At 59.3% G+C, this 23,418-nt stretch carries 25 protein-coding genes and 1 pseudogene; 15 read left to right on the forward strand and 11 right to left on the reverse strand.

Annotated elements, in window-relative coordinates; genetic code table 11:
- Positions 1–66 precede the first annotated feature (66 nt).
- The 5 genes from AC0V6M_RS10705 to AC0V6M_RS10725 all read right to left on the reverse strand — a co-directional run bounded on the left by AC0V6M_RS10705 (position 67) and on the right by AC0V6M_RS10725 (position 4,405).
- Entirely contained in the window at positions 67–729 is a 663-nt protein-coding gene (locus AC0V6M_RS10705; protein ID WP_486138782.1) for a glutathione S-transferase, read from the reverse strand.
- Positions 726–1,763: an oxygen-dependent tRNA uridine(34) hydroxylase TrhO gene (trhO, locus tag AC0V6M_RS10710; protein ID WP_486138783.1), complete on the reverse strand. Its 1,038-nt coding sequence runs from the start codon at positions 1,761–1,763 to the stop codon at positions 726–728. Before trhO ends, AC0V6M_RS10705 begins: the two co-directional genes overlap by 4 nt.
- Entirely contained in the window at positions 1,760–2,122 is a 363-nt protein-coding gene (locus tag AC0V6M_RS10715) for a hypothetical protein (RefSeq protein WP_486138784.1), read from the reverse strand. The genes trhO and AC0V6M_RS10715 overlap by 4 nt, the downstream gene beginning before the upstream one ends.
- The gene (locus AC0V6M_RS10720) at positions 2,122–3,216 is read right to left on the reverse strand and encodes a branched-chain amino acid aminotransferase (RefSeq protein ID WP_486138785.1); all 1,095 of its coding nucleotides are present in this window, start codon (positions 3,214–3,216) and stop codon (positions 2,122–2,124) included. Before AC0V6M_RS10720 ends, AC0V6M_RS10715 begins: the two co-directional genes overlap by 1 nt.
- 784 nt (positions 3,217–4,000) lie before the next feature.
- On the reverse strand, positions 4,001–4,405 hold the full coding sequence (locus AC0V6M_RS10725; RefSeq protein WP_486138786.1) for a hypothetical protein: 405 nt from the start codon (positions 4,403–4,405) through the stop codon (positions 4,001–4,003).
- On the opposite strand from AC0V6M_RS10725, the gene AC0V6M_RS10730 reads away from it, so the two are divergent.
- Entirely contained in the window at positions 4,404–4,574 is a 171-nt protein-coding gene (locus AC0V6M_RS10730) for a hypothetical protein (RefSeq protein WP_486138787.1), read from the forward strand. The genes AC0V6M_RS10725 and AC0V6M_RS10730 overlap by 2 nt on opposite strands.
- A 45-nt stretch (positions 4,575–4,619) precedes the next feature.
- Complete coding sequence (locus AC0V6M_RS10735; protein ID WP_486138788.1) at positions 4,620–5,396, forward strand: TlyA family RNA methyltransferase; 777 nt, start codon at positions 4,620–4,622, stop codon at positions 5,394–5,396.
- A gap of 149 nt (positions 5,397–5,545) precedes the next feature.
- On the opposite strand, the gene AC0V6M_RS10740 is transcribed toward AC0V6M_RS10735, so the two are convergent.
- Positions 5,546–6,202, reverse strand: coding sequence for a DUF6969 family protein (locus tag AC0V6M_RS10740; protein ID WP_486138789.1), 657 nt, complete (start codon positions 6,200–6,202; stop codon positions 5,546–5,548).
- 92 nt (positions 6,203–6,294) lie between these two features.
- Positions 6,295–6,489, reverse strand: coding sequence for a hypothetical protein (locus AC0V6M_RS10745; RefSeq protein WP_486138790.1), 195 nt, complete (start codon positions 6,487–6,489; stop codon positions 6,295–6,297).
- A 429-nt stretch (positions 6,490–6,918) separates the two neighbouring features.
- Here AC0V6M_RS10745 and AC0V6M_RS10750 point away from each other — a divergent pair, with 429 nt between their 5' ends.
- From AC0V6M_RS10750 to AC0V6M_RS10775, 6 genes are all read left to right on the forward strand, one after another.
- Entirely contained in the window at positions 6,919–7,467 is a 549-nt protein-coding gene (locus AC0V6M_RS10750) for a TspO/MBR family protein (protein ID WP_486138791.1), read from the forward strand.
- Between the two features lie 137 nt (positions 7,468–7,604).
- Positions 7,605–7,856 (forward strand): accessory factor UbiK family protein, encoded by a 252-nt coding sequence (locus AC0V6M_RS10755; protein WP_472638436.1) that lies wholly within the window; start codon positions 7,605–7,607, stop codon positions 7,854–7,856.
- 89 nt (positions 7,857–7,945) lie between these two features.
- On the forward strand, positions 7,946–9,937 hold the full coding sequence (locus tag AC0V6M_RS10760; protein WP_486138792.1) for a S9 family peptidase: 1,992 nt from the start codon (positions 7,946–7,948) through the stop codon (positions 9,935–9,937).
- 28 nt (positions 9,938–9,965) lie between these two features.
- On the forward strand, positions 9,966–10,568 hold the full coding sequence (gene recO / locus AC0V6M_RS10765; RefSeq protein ID WP_486138793.1) for a DNA repair protein RecO: 603 nt from the start codon (positions 9,966–9,968) through the stop codon (positions 10,566–10,568).
- Between the two features lie 10 nt (positions 10,569–10,578).
- Complete coding sequence (leuB, locus tag AC0V6M_RS10770; protein ID WP_486138794.1) at positions 10,579–11,640, forward strand: 3-isopropylmalate dehydrogenase; 1,062 nt, start codon at positions 10,579–10,581, stop codon at positions 11,638–11,640.
- 21 nt (positions 11,641–11,661) lie between these two features.
- Positions 11,662–12,771 (forward strand): glycosyltransferase, encoded by a 1,110-nt coding sequence (locus AC0V6M_RS10775; protein WP_486138795.1) that lies wholly within the window; start codon positions 11,662–11,664, stop codon positions 12,769–12,771.
- Positions 12,772–12,823: 52 nt separating this feature from the next.
- On the opposite strand, the gene AC0V6M_RS10780 is transcribed toward AC0V6M_RS10775, so the two are convergent.
- Complete coding sequence (locus tag AC0V6M_RS10780; protein ID WP_486138796.1) at positions 12,824–14,098, reverse strand: phospholipid carrier-dependent glycosyltransferase; 1,275 nt, start codon at positions 14,096–14,098, stop codon at positions 12,824–12,826.
- 61 nt (positions 14,099–14,159) lie between these two features.
- On the reverse strand, positions 14,160–14,570 hold the full coding sequence (locus AC0V6M_RS10785; protein WP_486138797.1) for a hypothetical protein: 411 nt from the start codon (positions 14,568–14,570) through the stop codon (positions 14,160–14,162).
- 75 nt (positions 14,571–14,645) lie between these two features.
- On the opposite strand from AC0V6M_RS10785, the gene AC0V6M_RS10790 reads away from it, so the two are divergent.
- The 4 genes and pseudogenes from AC0V6M_RS10790 to AC0V6M_RS10805 all read left to right on the forward strand — a co-directional run bounded on the left by AC0V6M_RS10790 (position 14,646) and on the right by AC0V6M_RS10805 (position 19,078).
- Positions 14,646–15,206 (forward strand): TetR/AcrR family transcriptional regulator, encoded by a 561-nt coding sequence (locus AC0V6M_RS10790; RefSeq protein WP_486138798.1) that lies wholly within the window; start codon positions 14,646–14,648, stop codon positions 15,204–15,206.
- Positions 15,207–15,218: 12 nt separating this feature from the next.
- Positions 15,219–16,435: pseudogene (locus tag AC0V6M_RS10795) on the forward strand (trans-sulfuration enzyme family protein).
- 185 nt (positions 16,436–16,620) lie between these two features.
- Positions 16,621–18,123: a SulP family inorganic anion transporter gene (locus AC0V6M_RS10800; protein WP_486138799.1), complete on the forward strand. Its 1,503-nt coding sequence runs from the start codon at positions 16,621–16,623 to the stop codon at positions 18,121–18,123.
- A 325-nt stretch (positions 18,124–18,448) separates the two neighbouring features.
- Complete coding sequence (locus AC0V6M_RS10805) at positions 18,449–19,078, forward strand: DsbA family protein (protein WP_486138800.1); 630 nt, start codon at positions 18,449–18,451, stop codon at positions 19,076–19,078.
- A 1-nt stretch (position 19,079) separates the two neighbouring features.
- Here AC0V6M_RS10805 and AC0V6M_RS10810 read toward each other — a convergent pair whose 3' ends face one another.
- Entirely contained in the window at positions 19,080–20,216 is a 1,137-nt protein-coding gene (locus tag AC0V6M_RS10810) for a DUF4268 domain-containing protein (RefSeq protein ID WP_486138801.1), read from the reverse strand.
- 265 nt (positions 20,217–20,481) lie between these two features.
- On the opposite strand from AC0V6M_RS10810, the gene apaG reads away from it, so the two are divergent.
- The 3 genes from apaG to AC0V6M_RS10825 all read left to right on the forward strand — a co-directional run bounded on the left by apaG (position 20,482) and on the right by AC0V6M_RS10825 (position 22,377).
- Entirely contained in the window at positions 20,482–20,886 is a 405-nt protein-coding gene (apaG, locus tag AC0V6M_RS10815) for a Co2+/Mg2+ efflux protein ApaG (protein ID WP_486138802.1), read from the forward strand.
- Positions 20,887–20,946: 60 nt separating this feature from the next.
- The gene (locus AC0V6M_RS10820; RefSeq protein ID WP_486138803.1) at positions 20,947–21,735 is read left to right on the forward strand and encodes a LysR family transcriptional regulator; all 789 of its coding nucleotides are present in this window, start codon (positions 20,947–20,949) and stop codon (positions 21,733–21,735) included.
- Between the two features lie 108 nt (positions 21,736–21,843).
- The gene (locus tag AC0V6M_RS10825) at positions 21,844–22,377 is read left to right on the forward strand and encodes a GNAT family N-acetyltransferase (RefSeq protein ID WP_486138804.1); all 534 of its coding nucleotides are present in this window, start codon (positions 21,844–21,846) and stop codon (positions 22,375–22,377) included.
- Here the strand turns inward: AC0V6M_RS10825 and AC0V6M_RS10830 are convergent.
- Positions 22,358–23,407, reverse strand: a complete 1,050-nt coding sequence (locus AC0V6M_RS10830; protein WP_486138805.1) for a zinc-binding dehydrogenase — start codon at positions 23,405–23,407, stop codon at positions 22,358–22,360. The genes AC0V6M_RS10825 and AC0V6M_RS10830 overlap by 20 nt on opposite strands.
- Positions 23,408–23,418 lie beyond the last annotated feature (11 nt).

A 23,418-nucleotide genomic window follows, 5' to 3' on the forward strand; every position in this document is an offset into this window, starting at 1 on the left:
CTACCCTTTCGAGGTAAACGTTGAGTAAAAAACAATTGCACTTTCGCTTAACGCAATAGCCGTCTTTTACGAACGGACAAGTTCTTCATCTGGTCCAAAACGCGTTGGCTTATCGCCTGCTTTCCACGGGTCAAATTTGGGCATGATGCTCTTGAAAATGTCTGAGGATAGATGCCCCTCCAGCCATTTTTGTAAATGCGGGATCGGTTGCGCATCAAACCACTCGCGGTCGGTGTTGGCGAATTGCCGAATGAACGGGAACAGCGCCATATCGGCCAGCGTGCGGCTCTCGCCGCACAGAAACGCCTGAGTGGAAAGCCGCGTATCGAGGTCTTGTAGGATCGCTAAGCCTTCTGCGCGGTGGTCAACCTGGCCGTGATCGGCCTCATCTTCATAGCGCGATGGATATTTGTAGCGGTCGAGGTGATGCTTAAACACGCCGTCATTGCGCGCGATAAGCTCCGTATCATCGCCCGCCAGCCAGCCCTCTGGATCATTCTTGCCCAGCGCCCAGCGCATGATCTCAATGCTTTCCTCCAGCACCGGACCATCAACCGAAATCAGCACGGGCACGGTCGCCTTGGGCGAGATTTCAATCAGGGCAGGGGGCTTATCCGACAGCTTCACCTCGCGCAGGATCACACCGATTTCCGCCACCCACAGAGCCATTCGCGCGCGCATCGCATAGGGGCAGCGGCGGAAGGAATAGAGGATTGGCGGATGCGTCATTTCGGATCGCTCAGCGTGTCTGGCGTCAGGCCGCCGGGGAAGTTTGCCTCCCAGCTTTCACCTGTGTCAAAACCATCGTTGCCCGCGTCTCCCACAGAGGTCTCAATTGGCTTGCCGATATGCGCCTCGCCGCGCTGCTTCGCGAGTTCCTTTTGCCGCTGCCGCTCAACATAGCGGGCGCGCTGCTCATCATCGCGAGCATCAATGCAATGCGGACAGCTGATCCCTTCAGCATAGTCGGGCGAGGCCATCTCCTCGGCGCTCAGCGGATGGCGGCAGGCAAAGCACTGCCCATATGATCCGAGCTCCAGCCCGTGTTTCACCGCAACGCGCTGATCAAATACGAAGCATTCGCCGTGCCACAGGCTTTTGTCCTCCGGCACGTTTTCGAGGTATTTGAGAATGCCGCCCTTGAGGTGATAGACCTCGTCCACACCTTCGCTGCGCAGAAAGCTGGTCGATTTCTCGCAGCGAATACCGCCGGTGCAATACATCGCGACCTTGGGCGTTTTGCCTTCGCCCAGCAGCTCTTCGCGGCGATTCCGAAACCAGGCGGGAAAGTCGCGAAAGCTCGGGGTCTTGGGATCAATCGCGCCTTCGAACTGACCGATCGCGACTTCATAGTCATTGCGCGTGTCGATCACTATGGTGTCGGGATCGCTGATCAAATCGTTCCAATCGTTTGGATCGACATAGCGGCCCACGCTGGCGCGCGGATCAATTCCCGGCTCGCCCATAGTGACGATTTCACGCTTCAACCGCACTTTCATCCGGTGAAACGGCATGCTTTCGGCATGAGAGTATTTGACGTCGAACGTCTCGCAATCGGGCAGAGTGCGAATGTGCGCGAGCACGGCTTCGATGCCTTCCGGCGTTCCCGCGATGGTGCCGTTGACGCCCTCTGGCGCGAGCAGAATGGTGCCGCGCGTTCCCGCTGCATCGCACGCCGCCTGCAAGGGCCCCTGCAAAGCCGCGGGATCGTTAAACGGCGCAAAATTATAGAGCGCTGCAACTTGGATGGGGGTGTTGGTCATGAGTTCGATTTCAAGGAAGTTTGGCAGGCTTCAGGTGCCACTCGCAAATGTGTATCGCGGCGTTCAAGAACGACCTCCATACCTATTCTGCAAGCTCTTTGCACGCGCGGTGCAATCGTGATCTCTCGCGTGCTGCCCTGTTCTGTTTTCACAGTCATGGTTGGGTGGTTGCCATCAAAGTCGGCGTGAGTACCGAACGAGAGAACGGTCGCTGAAACGAGAACTGGATCAGTGTTGACGATTTGCTCGGCCCGGACCGCAAACAGTGCAATTACCCCAAGCAGTCCAGCCATTAGAGCGTAAAACGCCCAGCTACGCTTCATCCTCTCCACAAAAGTAGGGGCCAGAGGGTCAGTCATTATCCGACCAGTTTCACCCAGCCATGCGTGTCGTCCACGCTGCCGCGCTGGATGCCGACCAATTTCTCGCGGATTTTGCTGGTTACTTCGCCAGGGCCGCCATTGCCGATCACGAATTCGCCATCCGCACTGTCGACCTTGCCAACCGGCGTGACGACCGCCGCCGTGCCGCAGGCCATCACTTCGACCAGATCGCCGCTGGCCGCATCGCTGCGCCATTGTTGGATCGAATAGGGTTCCTCGCGCACGCTCAAGCCTTCTTCGCCGAGCAGGGTGATCAGGCTGTTGCGGGTGATCCCGGGTAGGATTGTGCCGGTTAGCGGCGGAGTAATCACGCTGCCATCGCGCATGACGAAGAACAGGTTCATGCCGCCCAGTTCCTCGACCCATTTCTTTTCGACTGCATCGAGGAACAGGACCTGATCATGGCCGCGTTTGAACGCCTCGCCGGTGGGCACCAGGCTGGCGGCGTAATTGCCGCCGGTCTTCGCCGCGCCCGTGCCGCCGGGGGCCGCGCGGGTGTATTCCGATTGCCAGATGCTGACCGCTGGCGCGCCGGATTTGAAGTAATTGCCCGCCGCGCTCAGGATGACGATAAACTTATATTGCTTGGCCGGGCGCACGCCGAGAAACGCCTCGCTTGCGAACATGAAGGGGCGGATGTAGAGCGAGCCGCCCTCGACGCTGGGGAACCACTTGGCATCTGCGGTGACCGCTTTGTTCACGGCCTCCAGAAACAGCTCCTCGGGGAGTTCAGGCATCGCCATGCGCCGCGCACTGGCGTTGAACCGACGAGCGTTTTCCTCTGGGCGGAACAAGGCGAGCTCGCCATCCGCCAAGCGGTAGGCCTTCATCCCTTCGAAAATTTCCTGCGCATAGTGCAGAACGCTGGCCGCCGGATCGAGCGCAATCGGCTCGCGCGGGCCAATGCGCGGGGAGTGCCAGCCGCCGCCGACACTGCCCTCTGCGCCCTCATCATAGTCAATCGTGACCATGTAATCGGTGAAGACCGTGCCAAAACCAGGATCGGCGATGGCGGCTTCGCGCGCATCATCAGCCATTGGCGAGGGGTGAGGGATCGTCTCAAATTGCATGGGAACGCGCGTAATACCGTGAGCGCGCAAGGGCAAGATTTGTGTGAGGTTGGGGTGTGTTTGTTTGTTTTTCGCAAGCGCATCCGCGCTGGCGATTTCCTCGCTCACGCGATCAAAGATCGCGTCGCTGCGGGCGGGCGGTCGCCCTTGCGGCGCTGCGCGCCGTGCTCCGCGACCAAGCCGGATGTCAGGCAGTGGATCGAACCCGATAGGGTTCGCAAGGCCGACTGGCCGTCCGCAGCGATGCGACCTTCAGGTCGTAATAGCGAGGATAGCCAAGCGAACGGATGTGAGTGCTGGCGCTTGAAGCCTCTCAAAAAACTGAGAAGGGCAGCCCCGCCTCAGCGGAACTGCCCTTCGCATGGTCAGCGGCCGGAAGTGCCGCTCACGTAGCCTTACTCGGCATCTAATTTCACAAGGAAACTACCGAATATGCTCCGTAGGGATCTTCACCGACCTCGCTACTGAACCATGAGACATCGGATCACCTCCTTTCGCGCTATTAAGCCAAGACCCAGCCGTATCATCGGGGGGCCGAGTACTGCGTTCGCCGCTGAACTCGAGGATCAATCTGAGTCGTTTTGGGTTTGAACACAAGTCTTGTAAAAAACTTTTCCCACGTCAGAATAGATCGCCTCGCTTAAAAACGATTTTGTTCTCCGCAAGCGCATCCGCGCTCGCGATATCCTCGCTCATTGCTCGCTACGCTCGCATCGCTGCGGACGGCCGCAAGGGCCTTGCGGCGCTGCGCGCCGTGCTCCGCAGCCAAGCCATGGCAGATATACTACCGACAATCCTCGATCACGCGGGTCACTTCGGCCCATGCGGGCAGGTAAAGCGTCGGCATCCCGGCGGTCTCAATCGCAAAGCGCCCCTTTGACAGCGCCATTGCATCCAGCACCGGATCATTCGCGTTGATTTCAAAGGCGATCAAAGGCTGCCCGCTGTCGCGCGTTGTGGCCATTTCTTCCTTCGCCCGAGTTTCAGAGCGAATCCGCATGGCTGCGGCGCTTGCAGCTAGGCCAAACCGGCCAATCCCGACTTGGCGCGTATCCAAATCGCAGCGGATGATCGCTTGGGCGTTCTCTATGCTGCTGCCGAACAAAGCGAAGGTTTCATTGCGCTCCACGATATAACGCCAATTGCCTGGCGTCTGCGGAGCGTCGAGGAACGATATGCCGCCGGTCATGGGCAGCAAAGTTGCCGCGGGTTTTGGAGCCGCTGGCAAGGGGCTGGGCGCGGCAGCGGGTGTGCTCGTCGTCGCCGGAGCGGACGTTGCGACGCTGGGCGGCTCAGAGGATGGCACGCAGGCGGCAATGGTGAAACTGAGAGCGACGGCGCCGATGGCGTTGAGGTAGATTGCTTTCATGCCGCATCAATGCGCGCTAACGAGGCCCTCGTCTATGCCGAAAACACCGAATTCCTCAGCGAAATCCGCTCCAAAACCAAAAAAGAAGCGCGTTGATCAACTGCTGGCCGAGCGCGGCCTGGCGGAAAGCCGTACACGCGCTCAAGCGCTGGTGATGGCGGGGGCGGTATTTGTCGGCGAGCAGAAGGTGACCAAGCCGGGGCAGCAAATTGCCGAGGATGCGGCGCTGGAGGTGCGCGGCCGCGATCACCCCTGGGTCAGCCGCGGAGGGATCAAACTTGCCCATGCGATTGAGCATTTTGGGCTCGATCCTAGAGGCGTGACGGCAATGGATGTTGGATCATCGACAGGCGGGTTTACGGACGTGCTGCTGACAAATGGTGCGGCGCATGTCTTTGCGGTCGATAGCGGGACCAATCAGCTCGCGTGGAAGCTGCGCCAGGATGATCGCGTCACCGTTTATGAACAGACCAGCGCGCGGGTGCTGACGCCGGATCATATCACTCAGCCGTTCAGCTGGGTGGTGTGCGATGCGAGCTTTATTAGCCTATCCAAAGTGCTGGAGCGGCCGCTGGAACTGGCGGCGAAGGAGTGCCAGCTAGTGGCGCTGATTAAGCCGCAGTTCGAGGTCGCCCGCGCGGAAGTTGGCAAGGGCGGGGTGGTGCGCGATGCGGATCTGCACGCCCGCGTTTGCGACGAGGTTCGCGAATGGCTGGAGCAGGCTGGATGGCGCATTCAGGGGATCGTGGAAAGCCCGATCACCGGCCCCCAAGGCAATGTTGAGTTTCTGGTGAGTGCGAGGCGTTCTTAGCTCCGCACTCGCATCCGCGAGTGCGATATCCTCGCTCATGCGATCAAAGATCGGGTGGCCTATGGCCGTCTTCGACCCCGCTGCGGGCGGGCGGTCGCCCTAGCGGTCGGCTGCGCTGACCGAGCTCCGTGACCAAGCCTCGACCCATCCTAATCCAGATCGAGCGCTGAAATCTTCTCGTCGAGATCAATCGGGATGGAGCTGAGCACCTCGACCCCGCAGTGTTTCTCATAGCCCTTTGGACCATGCTCGGCGACCAGTTCGGCCTGACGGAGATCGCGCTGGCGCAGTAGTTCGGCAATCTCTTCGCGGTATAGCGCGACCATGGCGGTGACCAGACGGTTCACCAGCTCATCTTCCTGTGTCTTATCGACATTGTAGAGCTTCAGATGCTTGATCATCGTCTCTGCGGGATAGAGAAATTCATTGGTGACAAAGCGATTGGTGGTGAACCACGACATTGGGATGCCGTTGGTATCCACCGATAGCGCGACCAGATGGGTCACATGCGCTTTGGCTTTCTCGCCTTCCGGCGGCATCACGGCAACCTGACTGCCCTTGATCAGCTGATCGCGGTGTAGGAACAGGTGGAAATGGCCATGCTCGTTTTCATCGCGCTGACCCGGCGCATGCACGTGGTAATACCAGCGCGACTTGGTCTTGGCGTCGCGCGCGTCTTTTTCCGGGTAATGTTTCCAGAAATGCACATTTTCAGATGGCAATACGCGCGCCATCAACGGGCGCTGCTCGCTGGCCATTTGCGTGATCGTTTCAATAACGGTGAGCGCGGCTTGTTCTGGTGTCATAGGCTGTGTCTAAAAAACAAAGAGGCCGGCGACAACCACGTTGTCACCGGCCCGCATTGTTTAACCAAATTTGGGTTTAGCCAAACTTGGGTTTAGCTTTGCTTAGCTGAATTACTCAGCAGCGGCACAGCATGCGGCTGCACAGCAAGCAGCAGCACAGCAGCCTTCAGCCGCACATGCAGATGCTTCACAACCTTCAGCCGCACAAGCAGATGCTTCGCAACCTTCAGCAGCACAGCAAGCAGCCGCACAGCAGCCAGCAGCAGCACAGCAGCCAGCAGCAGCACAGCAAGCAACTGCAGTGGTATCTGCGTCGGTGCTTGCTTCTTCAGCAGGTGCTGAACACGCAGCAGTAGCGATTGAAAGGCCGCCAGCGATCGCCATCATCGATGCGAGTTTGGTCTTTTGCATAGAAATTTTACCTCATTGGGTTGAGCGCCCCACTCCAACGTTCCTCACCGTCGTGCGCTCAAGAATCACGGCAGGAATGTGGCAGGCCTAGCAGAAGGTTTGAAAGTGTCCCAATGGTTTTGTTGATAATTTGGCAATAAATTGCGCCGAGCTGCGTTTCTTCCCCGACGATCTATCGTTTCTGCGCCCGGGCGTGATTGGCGCGCGGGGTGGCGATGTGTATCCCGGCTGGCTCTGATCGCACCCGCGAATCGCGCCGTGTTTTGGGGAATACGGCGGCATCTGCGGCTCACATGAGGATGGATATGACTTTTCTCGCGTCCAAAGCGCAATTGCGGGCAAGTCTGCTGCGCTGGTCCTTGTTTTTCGTTCCTCTAATCGGGTTGCTCGGTTTCGTTTCCGGCCAATTGGGCAGCTCTGAAACCTTGTGGTTTCAAGGGCTTGAGAAACCGGCTCTTTTCCCGCCACCTGTGGCGTTCGCGATTGTGTGGCCCATTCTCTACGTGATGATTGGTGTCTCCCTCGCGTTGGTGGTCAGCTCTTGGGGCGCATATGGTCGGCCATTGGCCATTGGGCTTTTTGTCATCCACTTCGCTTTGAATTTGGCGTGGCATCCGGTGTTCTTCGCGATGCAAGATATCGTCGGCGGCCTGTGGTTGCTTGGCGGCGTGATCGCCACCATGCTGGCAGTGATCTGGGCCTTTTATCGGGTCCGCAAACTGGCGGGGCTCCTGCTTCTGCCTTATTTGGCTTGGGTGCTGTTTGCCACCATGCTCAATTATCAGTTTCTTGTGCTCAACCCAGATGGCGGTGCATCTGGCGAAAGCGCGGCGGTGCAGCGAATCCAACTATAGGGACGGTCGCGGCTTGATTTCGGAGCACGGTGCGTCGCAAGGGCGCGGGCCGGCTAGGTCAAGGATCAGCCCGATAACCGAGTTCACGCGCAAACACTCCTCTGGACAAATCTTGCTCGCTTCACCATCTGAAGCCCATGCAAAGTGAAAACCCGATCATCGCCGACTTCGTCAAACTCGCAAACAGCGCCGCTGGCACAATGGCCGGCATGACGCGCGAGGCCCGCGAGGGCGCGCGTGAGAAAATGCGCGAAGCCTTGGGCGGGGTCGATTTTGTGAGCCGCGAAGAGTTTGAGACGGTCAAGCTGATGGCGCAAAAGGCGCGCGAGCAGAACGAAGCGCTCGAGGCGCGGATCAAGCAGCTCGAAGCCAAGCTCTCCAAGAAGTAATCTGCCTAAAATACCGGCCACAGCGGGATTGCAAGCCTGCGGCGTTCCTCTAGGTTCGCGGGCAATTGCTCCGTTATGAAAGGCCGTCCATGCTTCGCACATCGCTCCTTGCCGCCACTGGCATAATTGCTCTCTTGCCTGCCGTCGTCTTGGCACAAGACGCAGAGGAAAGTTTCGGCGGCGCTAAGGGCGCAGACCTCTCTATCGAAGCGATGGAACCTGACGGTAGCGGCGTATCGATTGGCCGCGCGGGCGAGCATCCGGCTGATATTGCGCGCTATCTGCTGGCCAGCGGACCGGGGGCAGCGAACCTCTCGCCCGATGGCGAAACAATCGCCTTCAGTTGGGATGTAACCGGACAATCGGAATTGTGGGTCATGCCCGCCCGCGGCGGTGTGCCCAAACAAGTGACCTTTAAAACCGGAGTGAGCGCGCCGGTGTGGACGCCCGATGGATCGCGACTGTTCTATGCCGCCGACCGCGATGGCAATGAGCAGCCAGCCTATTTCACCATCACTCCAGACGGGAAAGAAGAGACCGAAGTGCTGCCAGCGGCGCGCGGTGATTTTCGCGTGTTCGGTGATTTTGCGAGCGATGGCAGCTTTGTCTACGCCTCCACTGCGCGCGGCGCGGGCGTGTTCGACATTTATCGCGGCACCATGGCGGGTGAAAGCGAGCTGATTGTCGAGAGCGAGTTGGGCCTCGCGGCCCGCTCGATCTCGCCTGATGGCAAATATGCTTTGGTTACGGAGCAGGTGGGAGAGGATGCCAACAACCTCTATCTACTCGATCTGCAAACGAAGCAGATGACTACCGTTTCCAAACCGCCAATCGAGGAGCGCGCCGAACATATACTGGGCGGATTTGAGTGGATGCCCGATTCGTCAGGTTTCTACTTCGCGACCAATGCAGAGCGCGAATTTGGCACGCTCTCGTTCTACAGTGTGGAGAGTGGCAGCTTCGAGCGGGTCTTCGAGGCGGAATGGGATGTAGAGAATCTTCAGCTTTGCGGTGCCGGGTCAGGAGGCAGCTATCTCTATTGGACCCGCAATAATGATGGTTTTGACACATTGCATGGCTGGCAAACCATCGAAAAGCGACAGATTGAGATGCCGCAGCTTCCGGAAGGCAACTATTACCTCGACTGCGAAGCGGATGGGGAATTGCTTGTTCGCATTAATGGCTGGCAGACACCGGGCGAGTTGTGGATGACAAATCCAATCGCTGGAACTGCACAGAAGGTTTTCAGCGCAAACCTCGCCGGGCTTGATCCTCACCGTCTGGTTCGCCCGCAAGTGGTCCGCTACCCGGCGCGTGACGGAGTGGAACTCCAGGGTTTGCTGTACCTTCCGAAGAGTACGGCGTCCGTAGATCATACGCCCCCAGTGGTATTTTCAGTCCACGGTGGCCCTTCTGGGCAATCACAAGCTCGATTCAACGCGGTCGCGCAATATCATGTTGCGCGCGGTGTGGCCGTATTCCAGCCGAATATTCGCGGTTCGATAGGTCTGGGGCGAACCTACTCGACCCTCGATGACCGGGAAAAACGGCTCGATTCGATCCGCGATCTGGTTGATCTCAAAAACGCGCTGGCCGCCGATGGCTTGATCGATGGCGATAGGGCAGCGGTGATGGGCGGCTCTTACGGAGGCTATGCCGTCAATGCGGTGCTGGCAGAATATCCGGGCGAATTCGCCGCCGGGGTCTCTCTGTTCGGCGTGGCGGATTGGGTCACAGCCTTGGAGATTGCCTCGCCTGCGCTCAAGGCCTCTGACAAAATTGAATTTGGCGATATCGAGGACCCGCGTTGGCGCGAATATTACGCGGTGAACTCGCCGATCCGCAAAGCCGATCAGATCAATGTGCCGGTGCTCTATTCACACGGCGTGATGGACCCTCGGATCGACATCATGGAGACCGAAACCATGGTGAAAACCCTGCGCGCAAACGGTGTGCCAGCGCCCTTCATCCGCATTCCTGACGAAGGCCACGGCTGGCGCAAACTCAGCAATCAGCCGTTTTATTTCCGCAAACAGGCCCAGTTTATTGAAGAACATCTGGGGCTGAGCGCCGGGCAGTGATGCTCCGCGCGCCGCACCGCAGACTGCCATGAATATCAGAGCGCCTGCAATCCTTGTCGCCTCGCGCGCTCATGGAGAAAGCGCCGCGATTGCGCGCATGCTGACCGAGCAGCACGGGCTCGTCGCAGGCTATGTCGCGGGCGGTCGCGGGAGGCGGCTGCGCCCGGTGATGATCCCGGGCAATTCGATAGAGGCGGAGCTGCGCTCCAAATCGGACAGCCAATTGCCGTTTGCGCGGATTGAGCTGGCGGAAAGCCGCGGGCCGTGGATGACGGAGCCACTGCCAGCCGCCGCGATCACATGGGTCTGCGCATTGACGGCAACGGCGCTGCCAGAACGCAATCCTTATCCCACCCTCTATCAAGCGCTGAATGCGCTGCTGGGCGCGATATGCCATGCGCCCTCAGCGCGCGGATGGCTGTCTGTGCTCGTCACCTATGAGGCTATGTTGCTGCGCGAGCTCGGATATGGCGGCGGTAAGCCCGATCCAAACGGCGATTTGGCCGGGCAAATGGCGCAATTTAAGGCGCTTGAGGCCCCGCTTGCGCGATACGTGCTTGCCGAGCGTGATCGCGATGTTATGGCCGCGCGAGTGCTGCTTACGGAGCGGCTGGCCCGGATGATGACGTGAAAGTTTGCTAATGAAGATCGCAGTTTTTCCCGGTGATGGGATTGGCCCAGAGGTGACCAAAGAGGCTTTGCGCGTGCTTGGTGCGCTCTCACTGCCCGGCTTTACCCTATTTGAAGGCGATATTGGCGCTGTCGCTTATAAGCGCCACGGCCATCCTCTGCCCGCAGAGACGCTGGAGATGGCCCGTGCGGCCGATGCGGTGCTGTTTGGTGCGGTGGGTGATCCCTCTTGCGACACTTTGGAGCGGCATTTGCGCCCGGAGCAAGCGATCCTGGGTCTGCGCAAAGAGCTCGATCTATTTGCCAATTTGCGCCCGGCCAAGGTGTTCGACGGGCTGGAGGAGCTTTCTCCGCTCGCGCCGGAGCAGGCAGCGGGTTTTGATCTGCTGATCGTTCGCGAGCTGACCGGCGATGTTTACTTCGGCGACAAGGGCGAGCGCGTAAACGACGCGGGCGAGCGCGAGGGGTGGGACATGATGTCTTACTCCGTCAGCGAGGTTCGCCGGATCGCGGCTATCGCGTGGAACGCGGCCAAGACACGCGGCGGGCGGGTGACCAGCGTTGATAAGGCTAACGTGCTGGAAACCAGCCGTATTTGGCGCGAAACCGTGCTGGAATATGCCGCTGAGCAAGGCGACAACATCGCGCTCGATCACATGTATGTCGACAACGCCGCGATGCAGCTTGTCACCGGACCATCGCAATTCGACGTGATCGTTACCGGCAATCTGTTCGGCGATATTCTGTCCGATCTCGCCAGCGCGGCGGTCGGCTCAATCGGCCTGTTGCCCAGTGCCTCCATGGGCTCGCGCCAAACGGAACACGGCACTTTTGGCCTGTACGAGCCGATCCACGGCAGCGCGCCCGACATTGCTGGGCAGGGCAAGGCCAATCCGATGGCGACGGTCCTGTCTGCGGCTATGATGCTGCGCCATTCCTTCGGGCTGGAGACACAGGCAGCGCGGATTGAGGCGGCGGTCGCAAAAGCGCTGGCTGACGGCATTCGCGGCGGAGATTTGGGCGGCTCGCACGGCTGCGAGGCGATTGGCAGCGCGATTATCGAGCGGCTTTGAGCGCTCGGGGCTGTATGCGTGATGACGGCCGGGCTTGAACTTGCGATCATCCTGCCGACGCTGAACGAGCGCGGCAATCTGGCACCCTTGGTGGAGCGGATTGATACCGCGCTGACCCCGATTTTGGGCGCGAACGGCTGGGAAGTGCTGATTATCGACGACAACAGCGCCGATGGCACGGCGGATGAAGCGCGCTCGATTGCGCTGGGCGATGCGCGGGTGCGCGTGATCCAGCGGATTGGCCGGCGGGGCCTAGCCAGCGCGGCGATTGAGGGGTTTTGCGCCACCGCCGCGCCATACGTCGCGGTGATGGACGCTGATCACCAGCACGACCCGGAATTGCTCGGGAGCATGCTGGATGCTGTGCGCAGCCAGGAAGCGGACGTCGCGGTCGCTTCACGCTTTGCTCCCGGTGCCAGCACACAGGACTGGGCAGCGCCGGAGCGAGAGCGTCTGTCCGGCTTTGCCAATGCGGTGGCGCGGCGCCTGACCGGGGCCGATCTGACCGATCCGATGAGCGGCTATTTCCTGCTGCGCAGCGAAACGGCGCGCGTGCTTGTGCCGCGCCTTTCCGGCATCGGGTTCAAGATACTGCTCGACCTGCTGGCGACCTCTGGCAAGGCACTGAGTGTAAAGGAATTTCCGCTCACATTTGCCAAGCGCCGCGAGGGCGAAAGCAAGCTTGACCGCGCGATCCTGTTCGACTTTTTGGCCGGGCTTTATGACAAGACTTTGGGCCGCGTAATCCCGACCCGTTTTGCTTTGTTCGGCACGGTCGGAGCGCTGGGCGTGATCGTGCATATGGCGGTTCTGGCACTGCTGCTGCTGTGGCTGGAAGAGGCCTTCACCATCGCGCAAGCGGGCGCCGTTTTCGCGGCGATGAGCTTCAATTTCTGGCTCAACAACTGGCTGACCTACCGTGATCAGCGGCTGCGCGGGCCGGGCGCGGTGCTGCGCGGATGGCTTGGCTTTTGCGCGACCTGCGCAGTGGGCGCCTTCGCCAACGTCGCGGTGGCGACGTTGCTCGAAAGTCAGGGTGTTTACTGGGTGTTCGCCGCGCTCGCCGGGATCCTGATTGGATCGGTGTGGAATTACGCCCTATCCAGCCGCTTCGTTTGGGGAAGGTATTAGCTAGTCGTCATTGCGAGCGTAGCGAAGCAATGACGAGAAGAGAGCTAACGCCCTACCTCCAACCCTCGATCCAAGTCCAATGTACGAAGCTCATCGGGCCATCGAGCTGGGCAGCGGTCAAGATCTTGAAAAACAGCGCAAACATCGCGGCACTGCCGAGCAGAACACCGTAACTCGCCCAGCGAAATTTTCTGCGTGACAGATCGCTGAGCGTCAGGGCCAGCGCGCCCAGCAGGAACAGGCTCGGCATGAAATAATGGTAATAGAACTGAATCGGCTTATTCGCGATCAGCCACAACCCAAGGCTGGCGGCATAGCCTGCGACAACCGCAATCTTGGCCCAATTGCGATTGGTCGCGCCGCTCAGTGCGCACCACACCAGCGCGGGCAGGCCGAGCAGCATCGTAAGCGGATTGCCGATCAGCAGCACGCCGCGTTGAGCGTTGTCCGTAAACTCGTACAGATACCAAATGCCGCGCGTATTCAGCGCCCATTGGTCCCACGTGCTTTGATAGGGATGTGGCTGTTTGACGGAGGCTTGCAGCTCGATCATCTCGCGGTGGAGGCCGATTATGCCCTGTTCTGCCAGCGGCGAATTGAGCAGGCCGTAGGCGGGCAAATAGGTCGCGGCATAGGCGGCGAGCGGGACAATGCCGAGCCACAGAAACGCCTCAGCCAACGATATGCCCGGCACTGGGATCCCGCGTGTGCTGGTGAGCAGTCGCTGCCTGCCAGCGGATAGGCGCGCAGCGAAGAAAGCGATGCCCGGCAGCACGGCAATTGGCACGGCGTTCCATTTGGACGCCATCGCCAGGCCCAGAGCCACGCCGCAGGCCGCGAGCCGCAAGCGTCCACGCTCTGCCTCTCTGATCGCGGCGGCGAATTGCCATGCTGCGATGCACAGGAACGCGGCCATAAACACGTCCAGCATCGCGATGCGGGCATGGATAAAGAGATGAAATCCGCTGGCGACCAGCACGCCAAAGGCAATGGTGGCAAATCGGTCAAAGCTGGCCTGCCACATGGCGCGCATCGCCGCGAACAGCGCCGCAGCGCCCGCGATCATCGGCATGATGCGCCAGCCCAGCGCATTGTCTCCAAACAGGGTAATCCCCAGCGCAATCAACTGCTTGCCCAGCAGCGGGTGTTCACGATTGAGATAAATTCCATCTTCCAAAATCGCGCGCGCGGCGGGCAGATAATGGATCTCATCAAACATCGGACCCGAAGGGATCGTCAGCCGCACCCACGCCAAAGCGGCAAACACAGCCGTGATGCCCAGACAGGCCAGCCATGGGTCGCGCGGATGGGGAGGGGCTTCGCTCATTGCGGAGGAGCGATTAGCGGCGCCCCTCCTTAGCGGCAAGTGTTTGGATCAGCGTAAGTTGTTATGAGGCATCCGTTTCCGCCTGGCTTTCGAGCCAGAACAGGCGCGCCACCATCGCCAGCAAGGCAATGCTGGCCGTGCCAAGGATCGCGAGCGTCCATAGCGGCACATTCATACCCACGGCGCGGGCGCGCGGGGTGACAAAAAACAGCGCGATTCCAACGGCAAACAGCAAATCCCACCATACCTGAACGCCCCACATATTGTGCGTGTGATTGGTCCAGACCAGCAACAATCCCTCGCTGTAGATCGTGACCCCGCTATAGGTAAGGAATGCGGCGCAAAGTGCAGCGGCCATGGCCGCGCTGCCAATTTTACGATCCGCCATCACGATATAAGCGGCGACACCGGCGATGGAGATCAGACCAGCGGCGGCCAAAATTTCGAGCGGGGACATTTCAAGCGGATTCATGGGTCGATTCTCCGTGCATGTGTAGCAAGTGCTACAAGTGCTTGTAACGCAGTGTAGCGTTCGCTACAAGGACTTATGTCAAAACTCATATCGAAGCCGCAAATGTCGAAGGAATCGCTGTTGCCATTGCTGGCGCAGCATATTTTGGAGCAAGGCCTCGGCGGGGCAAGCCTGCGCCCTTTGGCGAAGGCTGCGGGCACCAGCGACCGCATGCTGATCTATCATTTTGGTAATAAAGAACAGCTTCTTACCGATGTTCTTGAGCATATCGCCGGGATTTACTCCGCCGCGCTGGATGCGGGTGTGGGCGATGAAAGGGCGGTGACGCGGCAGCAATGCGTGGCGCGTATCCTTGCGCAGGGCCGCGAACCGGCGATGCAGCCATTCATGGCGCTGTGGTGGGAGATTGTGGCGGGCACGGCGCGCGGCGTTCCCGGCTACCGCGAGGCGGCGGAGAGCATGATGGCCGAACTGCTCGGATGGCTGGAGACGCAAATGCCCGCCGATGATCCCGATCCTGCGGGCGGGGCGCGTTACCTGCTGACCCTGATCGAGGGCAGTTTGATGCTCGGCGTAGTCGGCCATGCGCGCACGGCGCGTGAAGGACTGCTTGCGAGTGATCTGTCTCCCTCTTAGAAGCGGCATCTTATGAAAAAGACCACTGGAATGGACCGCGCGGCGACGCGCAACTGGCGGCCTGCAACGCGCGCGGTGCGCGGGGAACCTGGCGCAGCGAACATGGCGAGACGAGTGAGGCGCTGTTTCTCACCTCTGGCTACACCTATGACGATGCGCAAACGGTGGCAGACCGGTTTGCGGGCGATGCGCAAGGCATGACCTATTCGCGCCTGCAAAACCCGACCGTTGCGATGCTGGAGGAACGTATCGCGCTGCTCGAAGGGGCGGAGGCCTGCCGCGCTCAGGCGAGCGGAATGGCGGCGATGACGGCGGCTTTGCTGTGCCAAGTGTCCGCTGGCGATCATGTGGTGGCGGCGCGCGCGGCGTTTGGTTCGTGCCGCTGGCTGGTGGACGAGCTGCTGCCGAAATTCGGCGTTGAGACCAGCGTCATCGACAGCGCGAATGATGCCGCGTGGGAGGCCGCAATCCGGCCCAACACCAAAGTATTCTTCTTTGAGACCCCCGCCAATCCGACATTGGATGTCGTTGATCTTAAACATGTTTGCGGCCTCGCAAAGGCGCATGGGATCACCAGCGTGGTCGACAATGCCTTTGCCTCACCAGCGTTGCAGCGGCCGATGGAGTTTGGTGCAGACGTTGTTGCTTACAGCGCTACCAAGCTGATGGACGGGCAGGGGCGCGTGCTCGCCGGGGCGATTTGCGGCAGCGAGGAATGGATCAATGAGACGCTGATGCCATTTCAGCGCAACACCGGCCCGACGATCAGCGCGTTTAACGCCTGGGTCGTGCACAAGGGGCTGGAGACGCTGCGGCTGCGCGCGCATAAGCAAAGCGAGCAGGCCGTGGCGCTGGGCGAATTTCTTGAGCCGCGCATCGCAAAGGGCGGCGGGCATATGCTGCACCCCGGCCTGCCAAGCCATCCGCGCCACAATCTCGCGAAGGCTCAGATGGATGCAACCGGGCCGATCTTTGCCTTTGATGTCGGCACACGCGGGCGCGCCTTCGCTTTGCTCGATGCGCTCGAACTCATTGATATTTCTAACAATATCGGTGACGCGCGCAGCCTGATGTGCCACCCCGCCTCCAGTACGCATGCCGGGATGAGCGAAGAAGGCCGCGCAGAAATGGGCGTGACGGAAGGACTGCTGCGGATCAATGTTGGCCTGGAAGACCTGGCCGATTTGACAGAGGATTTGGATCAAGCGCTGGCCAAGGCCGGGCTCTAAATCCCGCTGCCTAACGCGCGAAGCAACTCCCGCTGCGAAGCACCCGTGGCCAAAGCGCCTCATGCACTGAAAACCGCCAGTGAATACGCATTCGCGCGGTTGTGCGTTGCAGCACAAAAGCCTAGAGGCGCGGCAATTCAATCGGTGAAGGGGGTCTTCGCCGCACTCAAGTTTTGGAATTCTTTATGGCTGCGGATGCCAATTTCATGGGCAATTTCCGGCGCGATTGGCTGGCTCAGCCGCGCGCAGACATCCTTGCCGGCATCGTTGTCGCCCTTGCGCTGATCCCAGAGGCGATTGGTTTTGCCCTGATCGCGGGCGTTGACCCGAGCGTGGGTCTGTATGCCTCGGTTGCGATTGCCATGGTGATTGCGCTCACCGGCGGACGTCCGGGCATGATCTCGGCCGCGACCGCTGCGGTAGCGGTTGTGGTGATCCCGTTGGTGAAAGATCACGGGGTTGAGTATCTGTTCGCAGCCACCATTCTCATGGGCATTTTCCAGGGGATTGCGGCCGTCCTAAGGCTCGACCTGCTGATGCAATTCGTCAGCCGTTCGGTCATCACCGGCTTTGTAAATGCGCTCGCGATTCTCATTTTTCTTGCGCAAATTCCTCAGCTTACCGGCGTGGGGTGGGAGACCTATGCGATGGTCGCCGCTGGCCTCGCGATCATTTATGGTTTCCCGCGCATCTCCAAGGTCGTGCCTAGTCCGCTGGTCGCTATCGTCTTGCTGACGGTGGTGACGATCTATTACAATCTGCCGGTCAACAATGTCGCGGGCGAGGGCGAACTGCCCGATGGCCTGCCGGTGTTTGCCCTGCCTGACGTGCCGCTGACGTGGGAAACGCTGAGGATTATCGCGCCCTATTCGGCGACGATGGCGGCGGTTGGCTTGCTCGAAAGCCTGCTGACGGCGCAAATCGTCGACGACATGACCCACACCGACAGCAACAAACAGCGCGAGAGCGGCGGCCAAGGCATCGCCAATATCGTCGCCGCATGTTTCGGCGGGATGGGCGGCTGCGCCATGATCGGCCAGTCGGTGATCAATGTGGCATCCGGCGGACGCGGGCGTTTGTCGACCTTTGCAGCCGGTGCGTTTCTGTTGTTTCTGCTCACCGTGCTGGGCAGCTATGTTGGCCAGGTGCCAATGCCCGCGCTGGTCGCGGTGATGATCATGGTGTCGATCGGCACGTTCGGCTGGAACTCGATCCCCAACCTGCGCCGCCATCCGCCCACCAGTTCAGCCGTGATGGTCGCGACCGTCGTGGTCGTGGTTTGGACGCATGATCTGGCGCTCGGCGTGCTGGTCGGCGTGCTGCTGTCGGGCATTTTCTTTGCGAACAAGGTTCGCAACCTGTTCTCTGTCGAGCGTGTTCGCCGAGAGCACAGCGCGGTTTACGTCGTGACCGGCGAGATATTCTTCGCCAGCGTCGACAAATTCCAAAATGCGCTCGGCCCGGAAAGCCAGTATGACGACGCCGCGCATTATGTCGTGATCGATGTGTCCAAGGCGCATTTCTGGGACATTTCCGCGATTGGCGCGCTGGAAAAAGCGGTCGACCGAATGCGCCGCAACGGCCGCCACACGCGGATTGTTGGCCTCAACGCGGCGAGCGCCGACCTGTTCGATAAGTTCGCGCTGGAAGACCGCACCGGTCTGGAAACGGGCCTAGCGCCGCATTGATTGTGGCGAAGGCGCATCCGCGCCTTCGTCCTCGGGGCTATTCCTCCGCTTCGCTACGGGCCCCTGCGGGCGGCCAGTCGGCCTTGCCGTCGCTGACGCGACCAATCTACCGTGCCTAAACCAGTATTTTGGGGCCTGGTTCGACGCCGCAGGCGTCGCAAGGGCCTTGAGCCCGCCCGCAGCGATGCGATCTACGATCGTGTGAGCGAGGATATCCACTCACGGATGCGAGTGCGCAAAAACAAATACTCTTGCCGCTCACTCTTGCTCTGCCAACGACCGTGTGCAACCCATTCTCCCCATCAAGAACGGGAGAAAACACCACATGGCAAACCGCGTTGAGCTCACATTCGATTTCGTCAGCCCAAACGCCTATCTGGTGTGGTGGCCGCTGCGCGAGGTGCTGCGCCGGACCGGGGCAGAGATTGATGTGATCCCGGTTTTTCTCGCCGGAATGCACAAGCTTACCGGCAATGCCCCGCCATTCATGCGCGATGCCGATGTGAAGGGTAAGAATGAATATGCGATGCTGGAAATGCAGCGTTTCATCGCCAAGCACGGCCTCAGCCATTACCGCATGCACCCGCAGTTTCCGTTCAATTCGATCACATTGCAGCGGATGCTCTATGCCGCCGATCAGGACGGGCGCGGGGTCCAATTTGTCGAGGCCATGCTGAAGGCAATTTGGGAGGAAAGCATCGACTTTACCGACCAAGATGCCTTGGGCGCGGCGCTCAGCGCAGCAGGCTTCGACGCGGCGGATCTATTCACGCGCAGCCAAAGCGACGAGGTGAAAGAAGGGCTGGTCCAAAACACATCATCCGTGGTTGAGCGCGGCGCGTTTGGCATTCCGACAATGTTCGTCGGCAAAACGGGTGCTGATCCGTCCACCTATGAAATTTTCTTCGGCAAAGAACGTTTGGGCCAAGTCGAGGAAGAACTCGCTAAGGGGTAGGTTAAGGGTCCGACTTCATTTCGTTTGTGAGCTTGACTATGCGTTCCACAAACAACCCTTCCATCTCTTGATAGCGTAGCTTTAACCACTCAATCATCTCCGGCCAATTTTCCTTATCATAGCCTTCAACAGATTTTTTACATTGGACAATGCTAACCTTTTTTTGGTCCATACGACGCCACTGAAGCTCAAGGCCAGGCGGTTCATCTAGCTCACTTTTTTGGTCAATAAGTCTGTCAAAGAGCCACTTATTTTCGCTTGCGAGGCCACGACCAAGGTTAAGTTCGACTCGGATCTCTTTCTTCAAGAAGACGAGAACCAAGTTGCATCCCGAGACTCCAAATCTCGATGTAAGCCAATGGTCGCGCGATGGTGAAATGTTCTGCCAGCGCTCTAGACCCGAAGAACGAAAAGAATCGAGTAATTCTTCCCAAAACGAAAAGCGCATCTCATGACTCTTTCTTTGAGCTCCCTTGACTGATTTTTCTTCAGTGTCTTTCTGGGCCATGCGGATCATATAATCTGCGGCTTCAGGCGGTGGAATGACTTGTTGGAGGTTAACGAGTAGTTGGCCGTCGAAAAGATATGGGGCGACTTTTATGCAGCGTGCATCGATTTGATGTTCGCGTAGCCAAAGGACGGTAGAGGTGACTTCTCGGCGAAAGTTGGCGGCTATGAATACGACTCGCTGATCGTTGCCTTCATTTAAGACCGTCTCATCAAGGTCATCGATCTCCAGAAATTCGCAAATCTTGTTTGCTGCATCGCCGTCATCATGTCGATCGAGAAACTGTTGATAGATTTCGGCAATTTCTGTTTTCTTGAGGCTTGAACAGTATGCTGCATACTTGAGCGCTTGCCAAACCACATCGCGACCGGAGTCATCTAGTTTGTTTTCGACAACAACGAGTTGACCACTTTTGTCGAGCATCAGCAGGTCCAAACGCTCCCTTGTTCCGTCGAAACCGTCAAACTCTTTCTGTATTACGAGGAGTTCTTCACCAATTGATTGACTGAGTGCTTCTGGTGACTTTGCCAGCCATTCTTGTAGGTGCTCGCGTTCTCGTAATCCTGCCTGCGTGAATGTAGTCTGTTCGACTTGCTTTAAACGGTTTTCTGACAAATCGACTCGAAACATTTCAACCTCTGGCTTGCGTTACTGGTATGTAGTTCGCTTAGTCTCTTTTGAGTCATCGATACAACGGCATTTCGGGCGTCAAGTATGCGCAACGTCACAAGTCTGTTCCACGTGCATTGCCGATTTTCATCTCATTTGCCCAACCTTCTATGCCTTACGCACAACCCCTCAAATCCAACAATTCGCGATGAATCTGGGATACAGGGAGGATTAAGCGCGTTGGTGCTCTTGTGAAGGGCCTGAGAATCGTTACCTTGAGAGACCTATGAAAGAGCTGTTTCAACACGCTGCTGTGACCGACGGGGTAACCGTCCGGGTCGCTGTCAATTTTCTACCAGAGCAATCGCAGCCTGAAGCAGGCAAGTGGTTCTGGGTCTATCACATTCGGATCGAAAACGGCTCTCACGAGCCTCTGCAACTGCGCACCCGCCACTGGCGGATCACCGATGCGCGCGGCATGGTGAACCATGTCGATGGTGAAGGCGTGGTTGGAGAGCAGCCCAAGCTCGCACCGGGCGAAAGCCACGATTATGTCTCTGGCTGCCCGCTGACGACGCCGCATGGCTCGATGGAGGGGTTCTACACCTTCCTGCGCGGTGATGGATCGCCGATCGAGGTGCGCATTCCGTTCTTCCCGCTGGCTGCGCCTGAAACGGCGGATCGGTCCTAAGCATTAAGTGCGACGCGGCGTAAGCTTGCGCAGCCGCTAGTGGCTGGCTAGATCGGCTGCGTGAAACGGACCCATCTCCCATTGAATGCGCTGCGCGTTTATGATGCAGCGGCGCGGCATCTGTCCTTTACGCGGGCGGCGGACGAACTGGCTGTGACGCCGGCCGCAGTAGGCCAACAGATCCGCGCGCTGGAGGATCACCTGGGCGTGGTGCTGTTCCGCCGGACCAGCAAGGGTCTGGAGCTGACGCCGGAAGGCGAGGCAGGGCTCGATCCGCTGAGAGAAGGCTTCTTGCAATTTGAGCAAAGCGTTCAGGCGATGCAGGCGGGGCAAGCCTCTGATCGCTATACAATTGCAGTCCCGCGCGAGTTCTATGCGCAGTGGCTCGCCCCGCGCTTGGCGGAATTTCAGGCCGGGACGGACGGGGTGCAATATATCCTGGTTTCCGATGAAAATGCCGATTTTACCGAGGCGAACCTCGATCTGGCGATCCGTCTGGTAGACGGCCCCGGTGATCTGGAGGGCGCGCAATTGGCCCCCGCTCAGCGGGTGACGGTGGCGGCGCCAAGTTGCCGCGATGCCTGGATCGATTGGCCGGGCGCGTCTCTGCCAGAGGGAACAAAGGCGTGCATTAAGGCGGGCAATCCAGGCCAAGCGCTCAGCTCTGCGCTGGCGGGCATGGGCCGCACAGTTTTGCCGCTGCCTTTGGTGGCGGAGGCGCTGGGCGATGGGCGGTTGGAAGCGTTGGAAGAGCCGAGCGAAAGTCAGCGTGCCTATTGGCTGCTCGCGCCGCTGCCGCAATGGCGCCAAAAAAAGGTAAAGGCGTTGGTCGCGCATTTGAGCTCTTAGCTTCGGTCCCAAGCCACCCGCGCCCTCCACCCTTCCACCCGGAGCCTACCGGAAACTATCCGGGTGGAAGGGTGGAGGGCGCGGGCGGCATGGCCTACGGAAACAACAATGAGCAAAGTAACTACTCTCAACACAACCCGCTTCACCATGCGGCCTTTGCGAGAAGCTGACTGCGCTGCGTTGTACCCGACTTTCGCGGATGAGCAGCAAAACCTCTATATGTCGCGCGCGCATTTCACCTCAGAGGCTGAGCTTTGGGGCTGGCTGGTGGATCCTGACTGGAATGGGCGGACATGGATCGCCGAAGACAGTGAAGGCGCGGTCCTTGGCCGGTTTGTCGCCATGCCTGCGCATGAGGACGCCGTGCAGGAAATCGGCTATGTCACGGTGATGCACCGCCAGGGTGAGGGCATTGCTCGCGAATGCTCGGAAGCGCTTGTGAAGCACTTGCTACATGAGGGCACGCGCAAGCTGATCGCCGAGGTGGATGTCGATAACGAACCGTCGATCCGGTTGCTCGAGAGCCTTGGTTTCACCCGCGAGGCGCATCTGCGCGAGCATGAGACGACGCATATCGGGCTGCGTGATCTGTGTCTGTACGGATTACTAGCGCGGGACCACGTTACCCAACATCAATCCTGAGCTTCAGCACGCCGTCATCGCGGCTGTCGAACAGTTTATAGGCCTCCGCCCCTTCGCTCAGGTTGAATTGGTGGCTGAACAATCCATCCGCCTTCATCCGCCCGGATTGCACCAGTGGTACGAGATGCGGCCACATATTCTGCACGTCGCAAATTCCGCCGCGTACGGTGATATTCTTGAACATAATCAGCGGCAAAGGCAGCACATCGTCAGGCTCTGGAATGCCAACAAAACTGGCGTTTCCGCCGCGTGCGGTCAGTGGCAGCACCGCATTGATCGCGCCCTTCGCGCCGCTTGCCTCAAACACTGACTGAGCGCCGCGGCCGCCGGTGGCCTCCATCACTTGCGCATGCAGTTCTGGTCCCGGAGCAAAGGCGGTGGCGCCCAATTTCTCCGCCATCGCGCGGCGCGCGGGCACGGGATCAACCGCGATCACTTGGCTCGCGCCAAGCAGAAACGCTAGCTCCACGCCGATCAGGCCAATTGGGCCAAGACCAACCACGGCGACACTGCCGCCGGGCTTTGGATCGGCCCGCATTAGGCCGAAATAGGCGGTCGCCATGCCATCGGTCAGCAGCAGCGCTTGTTCTGTCGTCAGCCCATCGGTGGAGAACAAGGTTGCATCGGCATTGGGCACATTCACATATTCTGCCTGGCCGCCTTGCAGCTCTGTGCTGAGACCAAAGGCGGTCGCTTTACGGCATGTTACGGCATTGCCCGTGCGGCAGGCAGAGCATCTGCCGCAGCCCGTTCCGCCCGCGGCCAGAACCTTGTCGCCGACCTTAAAGCCGTGAACGTCGCCGCCCGCCTCAACGACCTCGCCGATGAATTCATGGCCGACGCAAAATTTAGGAATATCAGAGCCATATTCGGTGTTGCCGATATGCGCGCCGTGATACATGTGCAGGTCGCTGCCGCAGATTGAGCAGCTTTCCACTTTTAGTATAACGCTGTTGTCACTGCGCAACTGCGGGTCGGCATAGCTTTCATAGCGAATGTCTCGCGGTCCGTTGAACACCAGCGCTTGCATTGATTTGTCCC

The sequence above is a fragment of the Erythrobacter sp. JB3-1 genome (assembly GCF_057364995.1).